This window comes from Bradyrhizobium sp. AZCC 2289 (assembly GCF_036924615.1).
Taxonomy (GTDB): domain Bacteria; phylum Pseudomonadota; class Alphaproteobacteria; order Rhizobiales; family Xanthobacteraceae; genus Bradyrhizobium.
The window spans coordinates 6442216-6459959 of sequence record NZ_JAZHRY010000001.1 but is presented as its reverse complement, the minus strand read 5'-3'; the positions used below and the strand labels follow the sequence as shown (position 1 = coordinate 6459959).

The 17744-nt window shown below is 57.5% G+C and carries 17 protein-coding genes; 5 read left to right on the top strand and 12 right to left on the bottom strand.

All coding sequences use genetic code 11. From position 1 onward, the window contains the following. Positions 1 to 209: 209 nt before the first annotated feature. Positions 210 to 635, bottom strand: a complete 426-nt coding sequence (locus tag V1289_RS30665; protein ID WP_334401509.1) for a hypothetical protein — start codon at positions 633 to 635, stop codon at positions 210 to 212. A 142-nt stretch (positions 636 to 777) separates the two neighbouring features. Here V1289_RS30665 and V1289_RS30660 point away from each other — a divergent pair, with 142 nt between their 5' ends. The 4 genes from V1289_RS30660 to V1289_RS30645 all read left to right on the top strand — a co-directional run bounded on the left by V1289_RS30660 (position 778) and on the right by V1289_RS30645 (position 3222). Continuing rightward, positions 778 to 1278: a hypothetical protein gene (locus V1289_RS30660; protein WP_334401507.1), complete on the top strand. Its 501-nt coding sequence runs from the start codon at positions 778 to 780 to the stop codon at positions 1276 to 1278. Positions 1279 to 1280: 2 nt separating this feature from the next. Then, positions 1281 to 1673 carry a hypothetical protein gene (locus tag V1289_RS30655; protein WP_334401506.1) on the top strand — a complete coding sequence of 131 codons (393 nt, stop codon included), beginning with the start codon at positions 1281 to 1283 and terminating at the stop codon, positions 1671 to 1673. Between the two features lie 13 nt (positions 1674 to 1686). Continuing rightward, entirely contained in the window at positions 1687 to 2466 is a 780-nt protein-coding gene (locus V1289_RS30650; protein ID WP_334401504.1) for a pentapeptide repeat-containing protein, read from the top strand. Positions 2467 to 2595: 129 nt separating this feature from the next. Further along, a complete protein-coding gene (locus tag V1289_RS30645; protein WP_334401502.1) occupies positions 2596 to 3222 on the top strand; it encodes a hypothetical protein in 627 nt (208 codons plus the stop codon). A gap of 201 nt (positions 3223 to 3423) precedes the next feature. Here V1289_RS30645 and V1289_RS30640 read toward each other — a convergent pair whose 3' ends face one another. From V1289_RS30640 to V1289_RS30590, 11 genes are all read right to left on the bottom strand, one after another. Next, positions 3424 to 6450 carry a DEAD/DEAH box helicase gene (locus V1289_RS30640; RefSeq protein WP_334401500.1) on the bottom strand — a complete coding sequence of 1009 codons (3027 nt, stop codon included), beginning with the start codon at positions 6448 to 6450 and terminating at the stop codon, positions 3424 to 3426. A gap of 46 nt (positions 6451 to 6496) precedes the next feature. Further along, complete coding sequence (locus tag V1289_RS30635) at positions 6497 to 7315, bottom strand: virulence associated protein (RefSeq protein ID WP_334401498.1); 819 nt, start codon at positions 7313 to 7315, stop codon at positions 6497 to 6499. Positions 7316 to 7372: 57 nt separating this feature from the next. After that, positions 7373 to 8008, bottom strand: coding sequence for a M48 family metallopeptidase (locus tag V1289_RS30630; protein WP_334401496.1), 636 nt, complete (start codon positions 8006 to 8008; stop codon positions 7373 to 7375). 73 nt (positions 8009 to 8081) lie between these two features. Next, positions 8082 to 11276 (bottom strand): type I restriction endonuclease subunit R, encoded by a 3195-nt coding sequence (locus tag V1289_RS30625; RefSeq protein ID WP_334401494.1) that lies wholly within the window; start codon positions 11274 to 11276, stop codon positions 8082 to 8084. Beyond that, a complete protein-coding gene (locus V1289_RS30620) occupies positions 11273 to 12394 on the bottom strand; it encodes a restriction endonuclease subunit S (RefSeq protein WP_334401492.1) in 1122 nt (373 codons plus the stop codon). Before V1289_RS30620 ends, V1289_RS30625 begins: the two co-directional genes overlap by 4 nt. 145 nt (positions 12395 to 12539) lie before the next feature. Continuing rightward, positions 12540 to 14072: a type I restriction-modification system subunit M gene (locus tag V1289_RS30615; protein WP_334401491.1), complete on the bottom strand. Its 1533-nt coding sequence runs from the start codon at positions 14070 to 14072 to the stop codon at positions 12540 to 12542. A 15-nt stretch (positions 14073 to 14087) separates the two neighbouring features. Next, complete coding sequence (locus tag V1289_RS30610; protein ID WP_334401489.1) at positions 14088 to 14738, bottom strand: restriction endonuclease subunit S; 651 nt, start codon at positions 14736 to 14738, stop codon at positions 14088 to 14090. Between the two features lie 461 nt (positions 14739 to 15199). Beyond that, on the bottom strand, positions 15200 to 15484 hold the full coding sequence (locus V1289_RS30605) for a hypothetical protein (RefSeq protein ID WP_334401487.1): 285 nt from the start codon (positions 15482 to 15484) through the stop codon (positions 15200 to 15202). Beyond that, on the bottom strand, positions 15481 to 15678 hold the full coding sequence (locus tag V1289_RS30600; protein WP_334401485.1) for a hypothetical protein: 198 nt from the start codon (positions 15676 to 15678) through the stop codon (positions 15481 to 15483). Before V1289_RS30600 ends, V1289_RS30605 begins: the two co-directional genes overlap by 4 nt. A 36-nt stretch (positions 15679 to 15714) precedes the next feature. Further along, positions 15715 to 15891 (bottom strand): hypothetical protein, encoded by a 177-nt coding sequence (locus V1289_RS30595; protein WP_334401483.1) that lies wholly within the window; start codon positions 15889 to 15891, stop codon positions 15715 to 15717. 23 nt (positions 15892 to 15914) lie between these two features. Next, entirely contained in the window at positions 15915 to 16604 is a 690-nt protein-coding gene (locus V1289_RS30590) for an SDR family NAD(P)-dependent oxidoreductase (protein WP_334401481.1), read from the bottom strand. Positions 16605 to 16784: 180 nt separating this feature from the next. On the opposite strand from V1289_RS30590, the gene V1289_RS30585 reads away from it, so the two are divergent. Beyond that, positions 16785 to 17699 carry a LysR family transcriptional regulator gene (locus tag V1289_RS30585; protein ID WP_334401479.1) on the top strand — a complete coding sequence of 305 codons (915 nt, stop codon included), beginning with the start codon at positions 16785 to 16787 and terminating at the stop codon, positions 17697 to 17699. Positions 17700 to 17744 lie beyond the last annotated feature (45 nt).

Genomic DNA, 17744 nt, shown 5'->3' with positions numbered 1-17744 from the left:
ACGCGCTCCATAAATTACAACCCGGATTTAGGACTTTCAGCCATGCAGGATTCGGTCTGTCTGGTGCGACCACGTTGAGTGAGACGCGACCGAGCATTTGCGTAGGTCTTCGCGCAATCCGCGTCCCGCGCCGCAGCATATTCCTTCCAGAACACGTCTAGTCGATCGCGGACCAGATTCGCACCGCAAGAACTCCGGACTTGCGACACTCACTTGCGTTTTGATTCGAAACTTCCCGGAAGCTTTGATCCGGTAAATCCCCTTTCAGTGAGCGCTCCAAAAGCTGACTTCATGGTGCCACTGCTTGTTTCAGGGCGTCGGCCGCTGTCGGCGATTTCCTTCATATTTGCCGCAATAGTTTCAGCGACGACCTTCACGCGGTCCAAAAAATTCTGCTCCATCGCGTCGAGCCTCTCGTTGAAAGCCTCCAGTCTCACCTCAAAGGACTCCAACTTTTCAAATATTGGTTTGATTGCCGCGCCTACATTTCTTTCGACCTTGCCGAGCTTGGTAGCAAGCTGCTTAGCCTGAGTCATCGAACTTCGAGCTGATTTCAGTTGTGACCGCAAATCCCTTTTGAGGGTCGCGGTCGAAGCTTCATTCTTATGTTTTGAGACTTTACGGGCCTTAGCCATAGCCATGCTCCAGCAGCGCTATTGAGAAACCGGGCGAAGCACCGGATCGCCCACCTTCCCAGTTACGGAGACTCTACCATAGCCTCTCTCTTGACTTACTCATAGCTTATTTTTAGACTAAACGGAACCTAAGGGATCTAAAATGGCTAGCGTTCCAAAAATTGTAAAAGGGCTTCAGAAGGCAAATCGTGATGCCTGGCCCACAACATTGACTTTCTTCGATTGGGCGAGCGGCGTCCGCAGCACGCCGCGTGAGACCACATTTGAGGAGTTGCAGGCCGCTCTCAAAATGACGAAGTCGGAAACAAGAGAGTTCGCCGCCGACATCGAAGCCGCCGGGATCGGTATCAGGATCTTCGGCCGCCGAGGCTTCAAATCGCGAATCAAATGGGAGTACACGCTCCAAAGCGTGGCAAAAGCGGCGCGCGGAATGAGCGAGAGCCTTGAACTCCTAAGCCAAGGCAATCTTCCGGCAGCTGCGGAAAGCAGCGAAGCAGGTGGATATTCAAATCACCCCAACGACGCCGATCATGTTTTCCAACTGCGGTCGAGCAGGCGGGTAAATTTTCGTTTGCCGAAGGACTTAACCGCGAAAGAGGCGGATCGATTAGCGGCTTTTATCAAGACACTTCCACTCGAATAACAATGGAGAAGAACATGAAGACATTCTGCGCTGTCAAAGCTGCAAGCATCCCCGGGTCGGGAGAAGAGGAAAGCGAGCCGGTCGTCTTTCACGTGCTTTGCGACGAGGACCGCAAGCCATCCCCGGGAATTTTCATCACAGGAATCTCAGGCGACCTCAAAGACAGCGGCGACCGATGCCCGTTTGTCGTCCATCCAGACGGGCGCGGAGATTACGGTGCAGCATGCGACGGCGAGCCCGACAGGTACTTCAATACGAATTTTCGGTCTAAGCGGATCGAAACCGGCGGACTTTTCACGGTCTGGTACTTCGACAGGGATCGCGGCAATGCCGAGTGCGAAGCCACTTACAGAATCACCGACGTAACGCCGCTCGCCGGCGCAGCATGGTCGTGAGCGATCCAAAATAATGAGCGTCACCAGACGGTCCTTCTTCAATAGCACCACTGCGGCAGCAGCTGCTGCTTCCGTTGACGCATTGGCGATGCCAAATATACTGAAGGCGCGCCACCGGAGGATCTCTCAGTCCGAACTAACGGCAGCGATCGAACAGCACGCCGTCTGGCTCGAAGATGGCAATCGGGGCAAGCGAGCCGTCTTCAGTGATTGCGATCTGACCGGACTGACCTTCCACAACAGTTCAGACGCGTTCGTCAATCTGCGAGGCTCCGACTTCACTGGAGCCGATTTGACCGGCGTAATTGCTAGAGACATCAGCTTCCTTTGGGCCTCTCTGCAAAACGCGCGGCTTTCCTGGTCACGACTCGAAAAGCTGACTTTCTCCCATGCGAACCTACGGTGTGCGGAATGCGACAATGTCCTTTGGGGCTGGGACGCCACATCGCTGGCCAATCCAGGCCACGCCAACCCGTGCGACGGCTCAAGCTTCCAGTACACTTATGGGGGCAAGGCCAATTTTGCGCGAGCCGCCATTCGAGGGTTTTTCCACGAGGCTCATTTCGCCGGCTGCAATTTTGCGGATGCAAGATTGTCGTATTCGGAATTTTGCGGGACGGGATTTTCCGCATCTACTTTTTATGAAGCCGATCTTACCCGGACCAAATTTAACTTTGCGAAACTCTCGCATGTCAGGTTTCGTCACGCAAATTGCACTTATACAGATTTTACGAACGCCGAAATCGGATATCACGTCACCTTCCCAGCGGGCCTTGGCGTAGGGGCGTCGTAGTTCCAAAGCTCTCGATGAGATACGCCGAGCGCATCCGATCTCGGCAGGGTTCGCCTAGTTGTACCGTATCGCCAGTTGCCATAAGACTAGGGCGAGCAACCTTCGGACGGAATCTCTGGAGGTCAATCCATGGCTGGCATCGCGTCTCTCGTCGAATGGCTGCGGAAGACAAGGGACCGCCTGCTGAAGGCAATCACAACACGCGCCGTAGCCAGTGGCAACCCGAGCATGCAGAAGATCGACGACTACAAGAAGTACTGGAATGAGGTGGTCATTCCAGACTACGACGACTTCTTCGCCGACCTCGACAACCTGAGGAAGGCCTTTCACTGCGCAGGTTCGCTCTTTCACATGGCTGACTGGCTGTACTGGGGAAACCAGGGTTACATCGACGCGAATTTTACCTGGTTCGACGGCAGCGGAGTCGCGCAGCCAGTCAAGGATGAGCGGACGTTCGCAAACGCAGTGCGCGATCTGTACCCGGATTTCGAGCTGATCAGGAATATCGCCAACGCGGGCAAGCATCTTGAGATCAAAAAAGGCAAGCACGCTGCGTCGCCTGTCAGCGCGGCAAACACCTACGTGTCGAGCACAGGATTTGGCATCGGCGGCTGGGGCATGGGGCCATGGGGCGGAACGCCGCGGGTAAGGCAGGAAGGACCAGGTGGTGCAGACCTGGAGCTGTCCGATCTCGCGACATCGGTCCGGGATATGTGGATTGCCCTTTGTGCGAGGCACGGCTTTTCGCTGAGGTAATTCCGAGGCTGACGGGCAGGACCCAGCGGATAGCCCAACGCCATCAGCCGGCCGCCCAGCCACAACGTGAAGGCATTGTCTTCCGGCGTGGCGCGACTGATCAAAATGGCGCCCCGGATTGCCGTCATAGAACGTCCTTATCAGGTCTTCCCGTCAATGCCCCAGTCACAATCTTGAATTTCAGAAGCTCATGATTGAAGGTCAGGTTAGAAGTTCGTTTAGAACGGATGTGAAATACGCGGGGTATGGACCGACGACTTCCCGTGCCTGGGCTGTCGCATTTCGCGCGGCAAGACGCGCCGATTGGCGGTCAACCACGTTCGGAAATGCCTCGGCCAACGTTTGTGCGACGACACGGTCTGCAAATCCTGCCTCAAAGAACCCTAGAGCTGCGATGGAGGTCAAACCGGACTTCATTTGTCGCTGAAGCAAAGCAAGCGCGCCCGACAACTCCCCCTCGTCACCCTCGGCAAGATCGGCAATGGTGGCAAGGATCATGGCCCCTTCGTAGCCAAGCCCACTTTCGCAGATCGCCACCGCGTCTTCGACCGTCGGATAGCGATTGTTACCTCCGATCCGGATATTTCGCTCGATGAGCAGTTGAACAATGTTGCCGAAAGTCGCGCCGCCGATCCAGCTCTCGATAATGAGCGGCATCACGGTTTGATCCGAAAGTGAAGTAATGGTGGTACTCCGATTGTAATGGAGCACCACGGCGGATACGGTGGAGAGCAGTGTCCCAACGCTGAGCGATTCAACAAGCGTGGCACGATTGGTCTCCAACCATGTTTTCAGGGTATTGACTGTGGTCGGAGCTAGCGGAGAGCGGCGAAGCGTCGCGCGAAGCTCTTCCGTGGCCGCGCCCTGTAGTATCCGTTCGGCAATCGTCTGAAACACCGCCTCGATCTGAGTTCGCTGCGCCTCGTCTGCGAGGTAATGCGCAAGCGTATTCCTGGCGAGATTGACCGCGCGTTCCGCCAAACCGTCACCGGCAAATTCAAGGTGAGCCAACAGGAACGAAGCAATGCCGTGTACGATCTGTACCCGCTCTTTTAAGTATCTCCGAAAACGTGACGCATCGACGCCGGGATTGGCCGCAACGATCTGGGTTACGTTAAATTCGACCGTCGACTCGTCGTCGAAAAGCAAGTTGTGAAGTAGATTGACATCGAGCGTGATGGTGCGGGTCGGCTGCCCGTATTCGAAGGGTTCAAATATCGCCGATATGCTGCTGGTGGACGGTTCCGAGTTCGCGAAGTCGAGTAATTCCTTGGCCGTTCGCCAGCGCCAGCGTTCGCGAACCTGCCGCCGTTTGTCGAACACCTTCGTGTCAGCAAAAAGGATGCTGCCTTCAGTGTGCATGCCGGCACGGCCCGCCCGGCCAATCAAATTGTGAAAATCCCGTACAAGAATGCGATCACCGCCCTGATAGACGCCGGTCACGATAAGATATCGGATCGGCAGATTGACGCCCTGCGCCAGGGTGGAGGTGCAAACCACAAAGTTGATGCGGCCGGTCTTCATTCCAAATTCGACGGAAAGGCGCAGTCCGTTCGGAACGCTGGCGTGATGCGGAAAGATGCCAAGCTCAGCCGCTTTTGAGGATGGGGCAGCTACGCCAATTTGCATTGCGAACAACGCCGCGAGCTTTGCAACCTCATCCTGGTCCGAATTCTCGACCGGCTTGGCAAAGTCGTCGGTGCGCTGGAACAAGTCCACGGCAGCCGCGCAAATGTTAACGGCGGTATCCTTGCGCCCGCAAAACACTGCCACGCTGCCGTTGGAAACAAGTTTAAGTCCCAGATAGAGCCCAACGGAGCTACCGTCCTCGGGTGTCGGAAAATAGCGATCCCGTGTTTCGCGTCCAAGCTTGCGAAGCGCAACACGGTCAATCACGCGCGGTACGAAGAATTCGGTGTCGTCCGGGTCAAGCGGACTGACGTATTCCAGGCGGCCCAACTGCGATTGCCAACTGGCGAAGGCGACACGCCGCGCCGTTGGCATGAGCCCTGCTCCGTCAACGATGAGGTCTTCATCGTCGATAAGCCAACCAGCGATATTGCGCGCGTTTGCGATGACAGCCGAAATAAGCACTACCTGAGTCTCTTCGGCCAACAACAACTTGAGTGAGGTCAGCAAGAGTTCATACGTCACGCCTCGCGCGCCGCTATCAAACTGATGTCCTTCATCGTAAATGACGAGGCCAATATGTTGTGCAAGCTCCGGGGTCCTGCGCAGGAGGTACAGGAGCTTTTCTGGCGTCACGATCAGAATTGTTCTCTGCGCCCAAAGGGCCTCAACGGTGAGGTCTTCCTGGAAGCTGTCGGTCGCCTCGTTCAGCACGACGTTCTCGCCAGCAAACGCGCGCGCCATGTCGCCGCGGATGTCGTGGCATAGCGAACGGAATGGGCACACGATCACTGCAAGGGATACGCGGCCGCTCAGAAAGCCGCTGCGCAAGATTAATTCGGTGGCCCGGGTTTTACCCGCGCTGGTCGGCATTTGGATGACGGCCGAGGTGCCTTGCAGGACACCTGCCGCACAAATGCGTTGCTGCGATGGCCATAGCTCACGGGGGAATGCAGTCCGCTGCAAGGCAGGAAGCCAGGTCTGGAGCGGCAGGCCTGACGCGCCGGGCAGAATCGTACGCGCCGCATTTGCGATCTTTTTACGGACAAGCGCGGTAGCGATATCTGCGTAAAGCAGTTCCCGGCCGTCACCCGTATGATAGGCCTCCTCGCGAATCCCGACGATTTCATTTACGGCGTCTTCGGCGCTACCACCGCCGGCCACATACGCAGCAACTGCGTTGAGTACAGCATCAGGATATGCACCATATGCTGTGTGGCCGATGGGCGAATAGTCGGAAAGCAGCAGACGATAGACCAGCAACGCAAGGCCCGAACCGAGCGCAACCGGCGGCGCCTCCGCGCCTCGTACAACCACCACCGCGCTTCCGGGATTGCTAGCCAGATAGTAAGCCGCGGCGCCAAGTAGATGGAAATCGACTTTGATAGTCTCGTCCAAACGGCTGTCGACATAAGCTTCAAAATAGGTCGCTGCGAACCCTAACGCCTCCTCGGTGGTTTGTTCACGCCCGACGACCGTATCACCGACCGCAATGGCCGCCGCCGCATCGCCCAGTAACCCGACCGCGAGCGAGAACAGCAGTTCGGGGCGCTGCGGCAGGGCGATATGCTCCTCCAGCGGCACGTCAAATTCGTACATTTTGGCTTTTGATCGGGTAACCGAAAGCAGCCGTCGCGCCGTTGCCTCAGGCCTCATTGGCAGCCCTTTCGTAAAGTGCATGCACAAGGGCCATCAGGGTGTCCCCGCGTATAACGATGAGCTTCAGATTCGCCGAATTGGGATGCCCGGCCGTCGTTGTTTGCGCGATCAGGGTCTCGTTATATAGCGATGAATTTAGCACGGCAGCCGCGCCACTTATCCGCTTGAACGGACGATCCGCCATGTTCTGGAAACGCTGCACTTTTAGTGCCGGCGCTTCTTCGCCACGCTCAAAGAAGCGTTGCTTGAGGGCATTGAGCGTGGTCGCTTCCCGCAAGGGATCTTTCGCAGAATCCGTCACGGCGTCCTGCAAGCGGTTCTTGGGTGTGTTACCGGAGATGGATGCCTTCGACTCGAAAACGAACAATTCATCGTTGGGATCGACGCCATCGTCATTTACGAACTGAAAGCCCAGGACATCGCAGCCCTTAGTCGACTCATTTCGGCTCCACTTTTGGTCATAACGGAGCTGGCGCGGGCACCAGTAACCAAGCTTGTACTCGATATAGTCTGCGACGAGAATTTCAGCGAAGTCCCCGGAACGAATGCTCGGCCCCGGCTTTTCAGTTGCATCAGGAAATTTAGTCTCCAGCAAATATTCGCCGTTGGTCTTGCCTGTGCCTGCGACCAGCCTTTTTAGCATCTCATCGTCGCAATAATGCTCGCGAAAATGCTTCGCCCAAGCCGACAGGACGGCAGGATCGTCGCCGTGCTGGAGTTCCCACACTTCGATTTCGACACCGTCGGCGGATGTCAGCCGCTCCCCAGTATCAACAAGCCAGTCAAGATGGGCGGGCGTGGGCATCGTGGAAAACAGTCCTTTAAAACGCTTATGGTCAGCACAATCGTTGTTTGGTGATCTCTAAGAAAGTATGCGCTCCAGCCGTAGTTTCCGGCTGCGCCAATCCGGCATCAACGTTTCCAGCAATTCGTAAAAGGCTGGACCGTGATGCGGGTGAATCAAATGAATGAGTTCGTGGGTGATGACATAGTCAATGCAGGCGGTGGGCGCGCGAATGAGGTCGGGATTGAGGGATATCCTGCCTCTCGGGCTCCAGCTTCCCCAGCGTCGCGGCATCGACCGGATTATGGGTAACGGTGGACGGCATCCCAGCTTTACGAAACGCGCCGCGATAATCGTGAAGCGATCCGCAATTCGTGTTCTTCCCTTCTCGCAGTACCAGTTTGAGACAAGCCGCTTTACGACGCTCGGCTCGCGATGTCCGGGCGAGGCCACGTGAAGAAACGCGCCCTTAAGCTTGACCTCCTCCAGGGCACTTTTGTGAAGCTTCAGGCGGTATTGGCGACCGAGATAAAGGTGGGTCTCTCCGCCGACATAGCGGCGCGCGGGCGCGCGCGGGCGGAACTGTTCAAAATGCAGCATCTGGCGGATGAGCCATCGTGCGCGCTTTCGCAAGCGCCGTTCCACCTCCGCCTGCGGGGTGGCCTCAGGGGCGATAACTCGTATCGCCCCATCGGGAAACACGGTGATCGCCATCGTCGCGCGAGCCGAAAACTGCGCGGTGTAATCGAACCTATGGTCTGAATAAGATATTGTTCCCCGCATAGGATCAATCCGGCATCCGGGTGCGGGCGATACTCAGGATACGGTCAATGATTTCATCCATGAGATCGGGCGTGAGCGGGTGCCCCTTCCCATCGCGGACGACATCGAACAGATAATCGTCCAGGTCGTTGCGCATCTCGTTCTGGATGTCGTCACGCTGCGCCCAGTTCACCACGCGCCGCCGAGCAATGATGTCGAGCATCGCCTCGGCGGCCTCCCCGGCGTCCGCCCGCACGTTGACACCCGGTGCGACGGCCGCGAGGTGCTTCTCGATCGCATGATAGAAAGCGACGGCGGTATCGTTGCCGCGTAGGTGCTGGGGCACGTCATCGTGCCGGGGGTGGACAACCTGTTCTCGCGCATCCCGCACGATATTGAGGAACTCCAGTTGCGAAATCCGCTGCGCCCGGTGATCGTCGATGGCTTTCTGGATCAACGCCGAAATCTTCTCAAAATAGACCGGGTCCTCCTCCATGCGCTCCGTAATGGTGCGCTGGGTGAGGCTGGCGATCATATCGGCCTTGGATGCCGGCGTGGCCTGCTCCCCAACCGCTTCCTCGAACGCTTTTTCGTCGAAGATATTGACGGGGGCGGTCAGCGTGATGACCTCGTTGGCGTGAATATGCTGGTCCAGCAGCTTGCGCACGCGTTCTTCGTACAGTTTGAAATCAATATCTTCCTGGTAGCGCTTGCGGACGGCGGTTCGCAGTTTTTGGAACCGACGCAAATCCTCCTTGTACGACGCAATTGCAGATTCATTGCGGGGGTCATTGATCCAGTCTGCGGTCGAGAGTGCAATCGCAAGCGTACGCGCGAACTGCGCCAGACGTTCGTAGAAATCCTCTCGGCGCTCCTCGTCGCCAAGGTGCCGCTCGAAGCCTTCCTCGTCCAGCTTGTTGGGCAATTCTTTGAAGAGGTCCCAAAGCTGGTGCTGACGCTGCGGAAGTTTCTCGATTTCTTCAAGATTCTGGGTGACGACGCCCTGAAGGTCCTCGGCCTCGAACTCAGCGAGGGCCGAGTAGGTCTTGAGCGCGGGGTCCAGCTCGCCAAGGACACCCGCATAGTCGATGATATAGCCGTATTCCTTGTCGTCCTCGACGCGGTTCACGCGCGCGATCGCCTGCAAGAGGCCGTGCGCCTTGAGCGGTTTGTCGAGGTAAAGCACGGTATTCTTGGGCGCGTCGAAGCCGGTCAGGAGCTTGTCGACGACGATGAGGATTTCAGGGTCTTCGCGATCCTTGAACGAGGCGACGATCGACCGGTTATAGCTTTTCTCGTCGCCGTAACGCTCCATCATCTTTTTCCAGAAGCGGACGACTTCTTCGCCAGATTCATCCCCCACCTCGTCATAGCCTTCGCGGTCATCGGGCGCCGAGATGATCACTTCCGACGAGACCATGCCGATTTGGTCGAGCGCGCGCTTGTAGATCAGTGCCGCGCGCTTGGACCGGGTCGCGAGCTGCGCCTTGAAGCTCGTTCCCTTCCAGTTCTTCGCAAAATGCTCGGAGACGTCGTAGGCGACACAATAGATGGCTGGCTCTGTCTGGCCGATTTCACTGTAGCGAGTGAACTTCCGCTTGAGGTCGGCGCGCTGGTCTGGCGTCAGGTTCCGGCTGACACGCTCAAACCAGACATCGATGCCTTCTCTGTTCACATCCTGCTCGACGTGACGCCCCTCGTAGAGCAGCGGAACAACCGCTCCGTCCTTTACGGCCTGGTCGATGGCATAGATATCAATGAGCCCGCCGAACTTCACGGCGGTGCTCTTTTCCCTCTTCATCAGCGGGGTGCCCGTGAAGCCTAGATAGCATGCGTTCGGAAACATCCGCTTCATGCGGGTGTGCATTTCGCCGTACTGGCCGCGATGGCTTTCATCGATCAACAGGAACACGTCGCTCGAAAGGTCGCGGTAGTCCCGGATATTCAAGGCCGTGTCGAACTTATTGATGACGGTCGCGATGATCGAAGCGCGGTCCTGCGAGACAAGTTTCAGGAGATGCCGCCCTGAGGATGCGTTCTCCGGCTCCGCGCCGCAGGCAGCGAAGGTTGCCTTGAGCTGCTCGTCAAGGTCGATACGGTCGGTGACGAGCACGATACGAGGATTCACAATTTCCGTGTCGAGCGCCAGCGCCCTTGCCAGCATGACCATGGTGAGGGACTTGCCGGACCCTTGGGTATGCCAGATGACGCCGCCCTGGCGGCGGCCTTCGGAATCCCGCTGCTTAACCTTGGCGAGGATATTCTTGACCGCGAAGAATTGCTGATAGCGGGCAACCTTCTTGATGCCGAGATCGAACAAGGTAAAGCGCTGGGCAAGATCCAGGAGGCGGTCCGGGCGGCAAAGCGCATAAAGCACCCGGTCCTGCTCGGTAACCGCGCGCCCGTCCCCCATCATGCGCTCGAAGGGAGCCTGCTCTTCCTCGAAGCCGTCGCCAAAAGTGCTTTTCGCCTCGGCTGCGGTCAGCGGCGTGGTCAGCAACGGACCGATGTCGGCGTCGGTGAACTCCCTCTCCCGCCAAAGCGCCCAGAATTTGCGTGAGGTGCCGACCGTGCCGTACCGCACCTTGTTCTTGTTGGTCGCGATGAGGAGCTGAACCGAGCGGAACAGATGCGGGATTTCGTCGGGGCCTTGGTTGCGCAGGTTCTGAGAAATGGCCTCGTCAAAATCCTCGTTCGGTCCCTTGCACTCCATAACGCAGAACGGAATGCCGTTGACGAAGAGCGCGATGTCCGGCCGCCGTGTCTTGGCTGAACCGGAACGCTCGACATCGAACTCCTTGCAGACATGAAAGGTGTTGTTGGCCGGATTGGTCCAATCGATGTATTTCAGAGACCGACCGCGCGTGTCGCCCTCGACGGGCTGATCAAGCGACGTGCCAAGCTGCAACAGATCGGTCGTCAATTCGTTCAACCGCATGATGCCGAGCGGCTCGCGGCTTCGGAGCCGTTCTATCGCGGTTTGGATATTGGCTTCGGAGAACGGATATTGCTTTCCGCGGTACTCGATGGCGTTAAGCCGCATGAGCTGGGCGCGAAGGATATCCTCCAGCAGCACATTAGAAAGCTTGCCGCGCCGCTCGCGGTCAACCTCCGCTTTGGACAACATCACCCATTTGGGCGCCATGGTCTGCAAGAGATGCAATGCCGGAATCTGCGAGAGATGCTTCTCGCCGTCCCTGAATTGGTGCCGCTTGTTCATTGCGCGGCCTCCTCGGTGACGCGGGCTGCCGCCGCATCAACGTCGCTGTCGCGAACCGGCATGCTCCATTGGCCGGTAAGGAGATTTTGCAAGAGGCCCCGCCGCTGCTTTTCGATAGCAGCCCGATAGGATTTCAAAATTTCGATTTCCTTGTCCAACTCTAAAAGATAACGCGCAATACGATCCTGTTCTGGCTTCGGCGGGAATGGAATTTCGAGCTTCAAAAACGCGGTTTTGTTGAGAACTCGGTTTCTGCCTGCACCACCCGGCGACGCGATGCCGAGGTTATGAAAAAATCGCCGCGAGCCGACTGCGTAGCCGAGAAAGTCACGATTCACTCTGTCTTCTTTCACCTCGAATGTCGGAAACCGATGCGAAACAAAGCAGCCTGCATCCTCAGCTTGGGCAAGGGCAATCGCTCCTTCCCATGCGAATGTGATATTTACGATGAGGTCGTGTGGTCCGACGACATAGACGGTCTCCATATCGATCTCTTCGGGACGTTCGATTATTCTTTGAAACGTACCCTTACCGTGGCTCCGTAAACCAAGGGCTTTATAAGCCGTCTTAGGCGTTGGTACTGGACGCGCGACCGCCTCGACAACAGACCCGATCGGGACTGTCTTGCATCGTGACCACGAAACAAGATTTCGATAGTGATAGTCGCGGTTAGATCGCTTGGCTACAATCAATCGGTCAGTCGTATCAATCGCTTCATCCCATTTGCGCAGAACTTCGACAATGCGCTTCCGCTGGACCGCTGGCGGAATCGGGACAAGGCAATATTTTTGAAGTTCAGTGGGATTAAGGTTGGCCTGTCCAATGGCCGGCGTCGCAATTCGCTTGATCGTCCGCTGCGCAAGATCCGAATTTAGCCAATAATTTAGATATTCCGGCTCGATCAGGTCCGTGTTGACGTTGAGGCGAACGAGATACGACGCGAAGACATCATCACGGTCGGCATGAACCAGCCCAACCTTTCCAACCTGATCGAGGCTATTTGTGCGGTTTATCAAAAGATCACCACAACGGAGGCGGTATGACGCCAATTCGTCTTCGCTAACATTGGTTTTGGCGAGGCGATGAGAAAGAACGCGACCGTCCTGGATGTCCTTCATTCCAACGATCGAGGTGGCGCCATCCGGGACGGACGGGCAATTCATACCGTACTGTGTACCGTGAAGGACGTCTCCAACTGTGACGAGCGTCCACTCCGGCGGCAGGTCTTCTCTCTTTACATATGACAATACGGTTCGAAGGGGATTATGCATTTACACCAAGCTCCTTCAAATAGTCCTTCATCTTTGCCTTAACGTCGATGAGCAGGCCCTCAAGCAAATCGATTTCGGATTGCACCGCCTTGATGTCGATTTTCTCCTCTGCTTCAAACGTATCGATGTACCGAGGAATATTCAGGTTGAAGTCATTGTCGACGATCTCATTTAGCGGCACGACGCGCGCATATTTCTCTATGGTTTTGCGCGCGGCGTAAGTTTCAATGATCTTAGATATATGCTCTTCGAGCAGCAGGTTTTGAGCCTTTGCCGGCTGAAACTCTCGGCTCGCGTCGATAAACAGCACGTCCTTTCGCTTTGCGAGTGGACCTCCAGCCTCACGCCGACGGTCGAACAGAAGGACCGCAACCGTTATTGGCGTCGACTGAAACAGGTTTGCAGGCAACCCGACCACGGCATCGAGCAGGTTTTCTTCGAGCACCCCCCGGCGGATTTTTCCTTCGGCGCCGCCACGAAACAGAACGCCGTGCGGGACGACGACCGCTACGCGTCCGGCCTTTTGCCGTGCTGTTTCGATCATATGCGTGATAAAGGCCCAATCACCTGTGCTCTTCGGCGGTACGCCGCGATGAAAACGCTTGTACTTGTCGTTAGCGGCATTCTCTGCACCCCACTTGTCGAGCGAGAACGGCGGATTGGCGATCACGACATCGAAAGCAAGGAGTTTGTCGTCTTCGATCAGCTTAGGATTATTGAGGGTGTCGCCCCACTCCAGTTTCGCGCCGTCGATGTCATGCAGGAACATGTTCATCTTGGCGAGCGCATGCGTGCCGCCGTTCACTTCCTGCCCGTAGAGCATGACGTTCTTTGATCCTACTTCCTGCGCCGCCTCGATCAACAAGGAGCCCGAACCACAGGCAGGATCGGCGATCTTTTCACCCTCTTTGGGCGCAACGAGCTTCGCCAGCACACGCGACACCTGGCGCGGTGTATAGAACTCGCCAGCCTTCTTGCCTGCATCGGAAGCGAAGCGTTCGATCAGGTAGATATAGGCGTCGCCGATGATGTCGCCCTTGGCGAGCCGCTTGGGACGAAGGTCCAGATCCTTGAAGTCGCCGAGCAGGTTGCGAAGGCGGCGATTGCGGTCCTTGGTTTCACCGAGCTTATTGGCGGAGTTGAAGCTGATGTTGCGGAACACGCCGTCGAGCTTGGCCTTGTTGGCTTCTTCAATCGCATCCAGCGCGATATCGATCAGCTCGCCGAGATTGTCGGCGTCCTTGTTTTCCCAAAGCTCCTGAAAGCTTGCGCCTTTCGGCAGCACGAACCGTTCGCGCTCCATGCGGCGCAACAGGCGCGCTTCGTCGCCGCCGTAGCGGGCTTTGGTATCGTCATAATGCTCACGCCATGTGTCGGAGATGGCTTTCCAGAACAGCGTGACCAGCACGTAATCCTTGTACTCGGAGGCGTCGATGAGGCCACGGAACGTGTCGCAAGCCGCCCAGGCTTTGCGGAACACGTCGTCCTTGGTGGTCTTGGTGCCGGTGTCTTGTTCGTTGGCCATGAATGACTCCTCCTATTATCGTTGGGAAATTGCGTTGTCGGGTGATTTGGCTCGAGCCGTTTTGACCGCGCTTGATTTGCCGGTCGACCCGCTCTCAGAGCCAGCGCGTGCCGCAGCCAGCAAATGCAGCTCTTGCATCCGCAGGGCGTTGAGCCGTGTCTCGATATCCGCCTGTTGGCGAACCAGCCGGCTCAAGGCGACCAGCTTGTGCTGATCGGAAAGGCTTGGGAGAGGCAAGGCAAGTTGCTCGATCGCAGAGCGGCGAAGATTGGGAATGGTCGAACCGGTCGCCAACTGGCGAAGCACCGCTTGCGTCGCGGGAAGGTTCAGGAAGAAGACAAGGTAGTCGGCGGTGACGCGCGACGGATCGGGGCGCAGAATAAAAAGCGACCCTGCAGCAACCATCGGCGGCGCGTCTTGCGGTACGGTGGCGGCCCGGTAGCTAAGCCCCCGGGTCTGAAATACCAGCTCTCCCACCGCGAGCGTGTCCGGCGCGCCTTTGCCCGGCACGTCGGCGACGCGGACCATGCCGTCAAGAACGAGGCTGCCGTCTGAGCCAACGTCCTTGCCCTGGACCACCAGAAATTTTCCGGTGGGCTCGTGCACAATGCGCTCCCGAAACGGGGAACCAACGCGGATAGTAGCGGTTTCCTCGATTCTCTGCATTTTGCAATAAAGCCTTTCACTCAAGTTCGTATAGCGGCTGAAATAACCACTGTCAACTATAATTCTGTTGAAAGCCTTTACTGCAAAATATCGAGCGGCTTATGGTATTTAGGAACGGTTTCCGGTCGAGCTACCCGCCCGATTTGGATAGCGTCGCCAAAGGCGAGACGCGGGATCCCCCCGCGAGCGGCTCATTATTTCTTCTTGGGGAATGGCGGGCCTTGGCGACCCAAGGCGATCAAACCTCAATTGGCGGATCGGCGCCCCCTCCCCGCGCCCCACAAACACAGCTGCTTTATCGCGGTTTCATGCGCCATCGATTGGGGGCGGGCTTCTCGAAGAATGTGCTGATTTTCACGCGCAGGGCTTGGCCGATGCGAAACAGTTGGCTCGCGGCGATCGAATTCTTCCCGTTTCCAAATTTTTTTGATTCTGCTGGAAGGTGACGCTGATCTCTTGGCCTACCACTGCGGCCACTTCGTCGCGTCGACGATGTGTCCCCAGATGCGCTCGCATGAAGCGTTGATCAGTAGGGCGTTATGCGAGAACAAATCAGCCTGCGACGGATTGAATCCCTCCGGCCAATGAATGTCCTTCTCGCGGTCGGCGAGGTCCTGCTTCATCGTCATAATGCTGCTCACTTGGTGATTGGCGGCGCGCGCAGGGGCCAACGATCCAGCCAGAGCGAGAGCGGCGATAGCTGCCATTCCAAGCGCTTGCCGGAAATTGCGAGTGGTGCTGGTCATGCTGCCTCTCCCTTGCCGATCAGCCCAGCAATCACGGTATCGAGGGTAACGGTGCCCTGGCGGTGTTCGCCGGCACGCTCAAAGTCGATCCAGCCTTCGTTAAAGCCATCGACCATGCGGATGCGTGGCAGGGGGTTCTTCATGCCCTGCGAGCGGAAAAGCTGTTCCCAGGTCTCGCGCGGAACGGGCTCCACGCGGACCTCGCGGCCGAGAGCGGCGGCAAGGGCACGTCAGATATCGGCGGCCGAGTAACGACGCAGTCCTCTTGAAGGAGCGCCGCGGCTGTGCGGCCGATAGCCGAGCGCGAGCGCGCTTTCGACGACAGGCTGGCAGCCGCCGCCCGGCATGCGGAACGTGCCAAAGCCAAGGCGCGGGATGCTGACGCCGCGAGTGATGATCGTGTCCATGAGTTCCTCCGTTTGCTTTTGAGTCACCAGGGCAAGGTTCGGCCGTTGCGGTCGATGAAGCGCAGGCCGGCCCGGCCGCGACTGCGCTCGACGGTTTCCACGACGAACGGGATGCTTTCTTCGATCGAGAGCGTTGCGGCCGAGGTCCCCATGTCGGTGCGGACCCAGCCTGGCGCGACCAGCAAGAGCGCGCGTGGATCGCCAGCATGGCGCGCCGAGAAGCATTTCATCAGCATGTTGAGGGCGGCCTTGCTGGAGCTGTAGAGCTCCCAGAAGCCTCTGTTTCCGGCGATACTGCCGAGTTCAGAGGTCATGACCGCGATCGCGCCGTTTGCGGGCACGAGATTTTCCAAGAGCTCAACCGCGCGCATCGGTCCGAGCGCATTGGTCAGCATCATGTCGACGAAGTCGCGTTCGTCTACCGCGGACGGCGTCTCCTCATGGGCCTTGCAAAGGCCGGCATTGACGAAGAGCACGTCGATGCGGTGCCCTCCGAGGCGTTCGCGCAAGGCATGCACGGACGCCGCCTCCACAATATCGACCGTTTCGATTTCGAGGCTACCCGGATAACGGCCCTGCAGTTCGCTCAGATCCCGCGACGCACTGCGTTGCGTAGCAATGACCTTGGCGTCGAGCTTGAGCCATTCCTCCGCCATCGCCAGACCCAGCCCGCGCGAGGCGCCTAAAATTAGAACTGTCGACTTCGTGGTCATGCGTTACTCCGATCAGAGGGGGGGACGCCGGCGATGCGCATGCGCATGGCTTCGCTGTCCCTTTGCGTTACTGGCGGGATTGATCCGATCGCCCACCGTCGGAGAGACGATGTCACGGCTTTTGCCTTGATTGTAGCGCCGAAGTGTCCGTACACTTCGGACTAGGAGTCAGTAATTGCCATGCCCTATGACGCTCGCCTTCTTTCCGGTGTGACGGTTCTGATGGCCGTCGTCGAGGCTGGTTCGATGGCCCGCGCGTCCGAGGCGCTCGGTCTCACGTCATCTGGCGTGGGTCGGGCGATCGGGCGGCTGGAAACACGGGTCGGTGTGCGGCTTCTTGAGCGCACTACACGCACCATGACTCTCACAGACGAAGGAAGACGCTTTTACGAGGAAGTCGGACCGCATCTTGATGGGATTGAGCAGGCCGCCATCACAGCCTCGGGTGCAGCAGGCATCGTGCGCGGGCGGCTTCGGGTCAATGTCGATCCATTTTTTTCGCGCGTGGTGCTGGCCGAACAGATTTCCAAGTTTCTCGATCGACATCCCGAAGTTCGGCTCGAACTAATCATGCGGGATCACGTCGGCGATCTGGTCGCCGACGGCTTCGACTTGGCACTGCGCTTCGGCGACCCGCCAGGCGGCTCCCTTATCGCGCGCAAACTGATTGAAACGCGCATTCTGACGGTCGCATCGCCAGAGTTTGTTGCACGCTACGGCCGACCGAAGCACCCGTCCGAAGTCGAGAAGCTACGATGCATAGACTTCTACGATGCGGCGAATGCACGACCATTCGATTGGGAGTTTCGTCAAGGTCGCGAAATTCTGCCTGTTAGACCGCCGGCACGCCTGATGGTGTCGGACGTCGACGCTATGCTTAGCGCGTGTGAAGCTGGGGTTGGCATCGCTCAGATTATGGCCCTCGGTTCAGGCCATCTGCTGGCAGAAGGTAAATTGATCGAGCTTTTTCCGGACTGGCCGGGTGAAGTGTTTCCACTCTACGCACTCTATCCTTCGCGGCAGCTCAGGGCCGCAAAGGTGCGGACTTTCATTGAGTTCACAAGCGACCTGCTTGTGAACTCAACATCGGTCTAGTTACATACTGCACCGTTCCCCACTTCCTTCGGAATCGACCGCACC

Coding starts and splice junctions, on each gene's coding strand:
- V1289_RS30665 (WP_334401509.1), bottom strand. CDS start 635: ATGGCTAAGGCCCGTAAAGTCTCAAAACATAAGAATGAAGCTTCGACC.
- V1289_RS30660 (WP_334401507.1), top strand. CDS start 778: ATGGCTAGCGTTCCAAAAATTGTAAAAGGGCTTCAGAAGGCAAATCGT.
- V1289_RS30655 (WP_334401506.1), top strand. CDS start 1,281: ATGGAGAAGAACATGAAGACATTCTGCGCTGTCAAAGCTGCAAGCATC.
- V1289_RS30650 (WP_334401504.1), top strand. CDS start 1,687: ATGAGCGTCACCAGACGGTCCTTCTTCAATAGCACCACTGCGGCAGCA.
- V1289_RS30645 (WP_334401502.1), top strand. CDS start 2,596: ATGGCTGGCATCGCGTCTCTCGTCGAATGGCTGCGGAAGACAAGGGAC.
- V1289_RS30640 (WP_334401500.1), bottom strand. CDS start 6,450: ATGTACGAATTTGACGTGCCGCTGGAGGAGCATATCGCCCTGCCGCAG.
- V1289_RS30635 (WP_334401498.1), bottom strand. CDS start 7,315: ATGCCCACGCCCGCCCATCTTGACTGGCTTGTTGATACTGGGGAGCGG.
- V1289_RS30630 (WP_334401496.1), bottom strand. CDS start 8,008: ATGGCGATCACCGTGTTTCCCGATGGGGCGATACGAGTTATCGCCCCT.
- V1289_RS30625 (WP_334401494.1), bottom strand. CDS start 11,276: ATGAACAAGCGGCACCAATTCAGGGACGGCGAGAAGCATCTCTCGCAG.
- V1289_RS30620 (WP_334401492.1), bottom strand. CDS start 12,394: ATGAAGGACATCCAGGACGGTCGCGTTCTTTCTCATCGCCTCGCCAAA.
- V1289_RS30615 (WP_334401491.1), bottom strand. CDS start 14,072: ATGGCCAACGAACAAGACACCGGCACCAAGACCACCAAGGACGACGTG.
- V1289_RS30610 (WP_334401489.1), bottom strand. CDS start 14,738: ATGCAGAGAATCGAGGAAACCGCTACTATCCGCGTTGGTTCCCCGTTT.
- V1289_RS30605 (WP_334401487.1), bottom strand. CDS start 15,484: ATGACCAGCACCACTCGCAATTTCCGGCAAGCGCTTGGAATGGCAGCT.
- V1289_RS30595 (WP_334401483.1), bottom strand. CDS start 15,891: ATGGACACGATCATCACTCGCGGCGTCAGCATCCCGCGCCTTGGCTTT.
- V1289_RS30590 (WP_334401481.1), bottom strand. CDS start 16,604: ATGACCACGAAGTCGACAGTTCTAATTTTAGGCGCCTCGCGCGGGCTG.
- V1289_RS30585 (WP_334401479.1), top strand. CDS start 16,785: ATGCCCTATGACGCTCGCCTTCTTTCCGGTGTGACGGTTCTGATGGCC.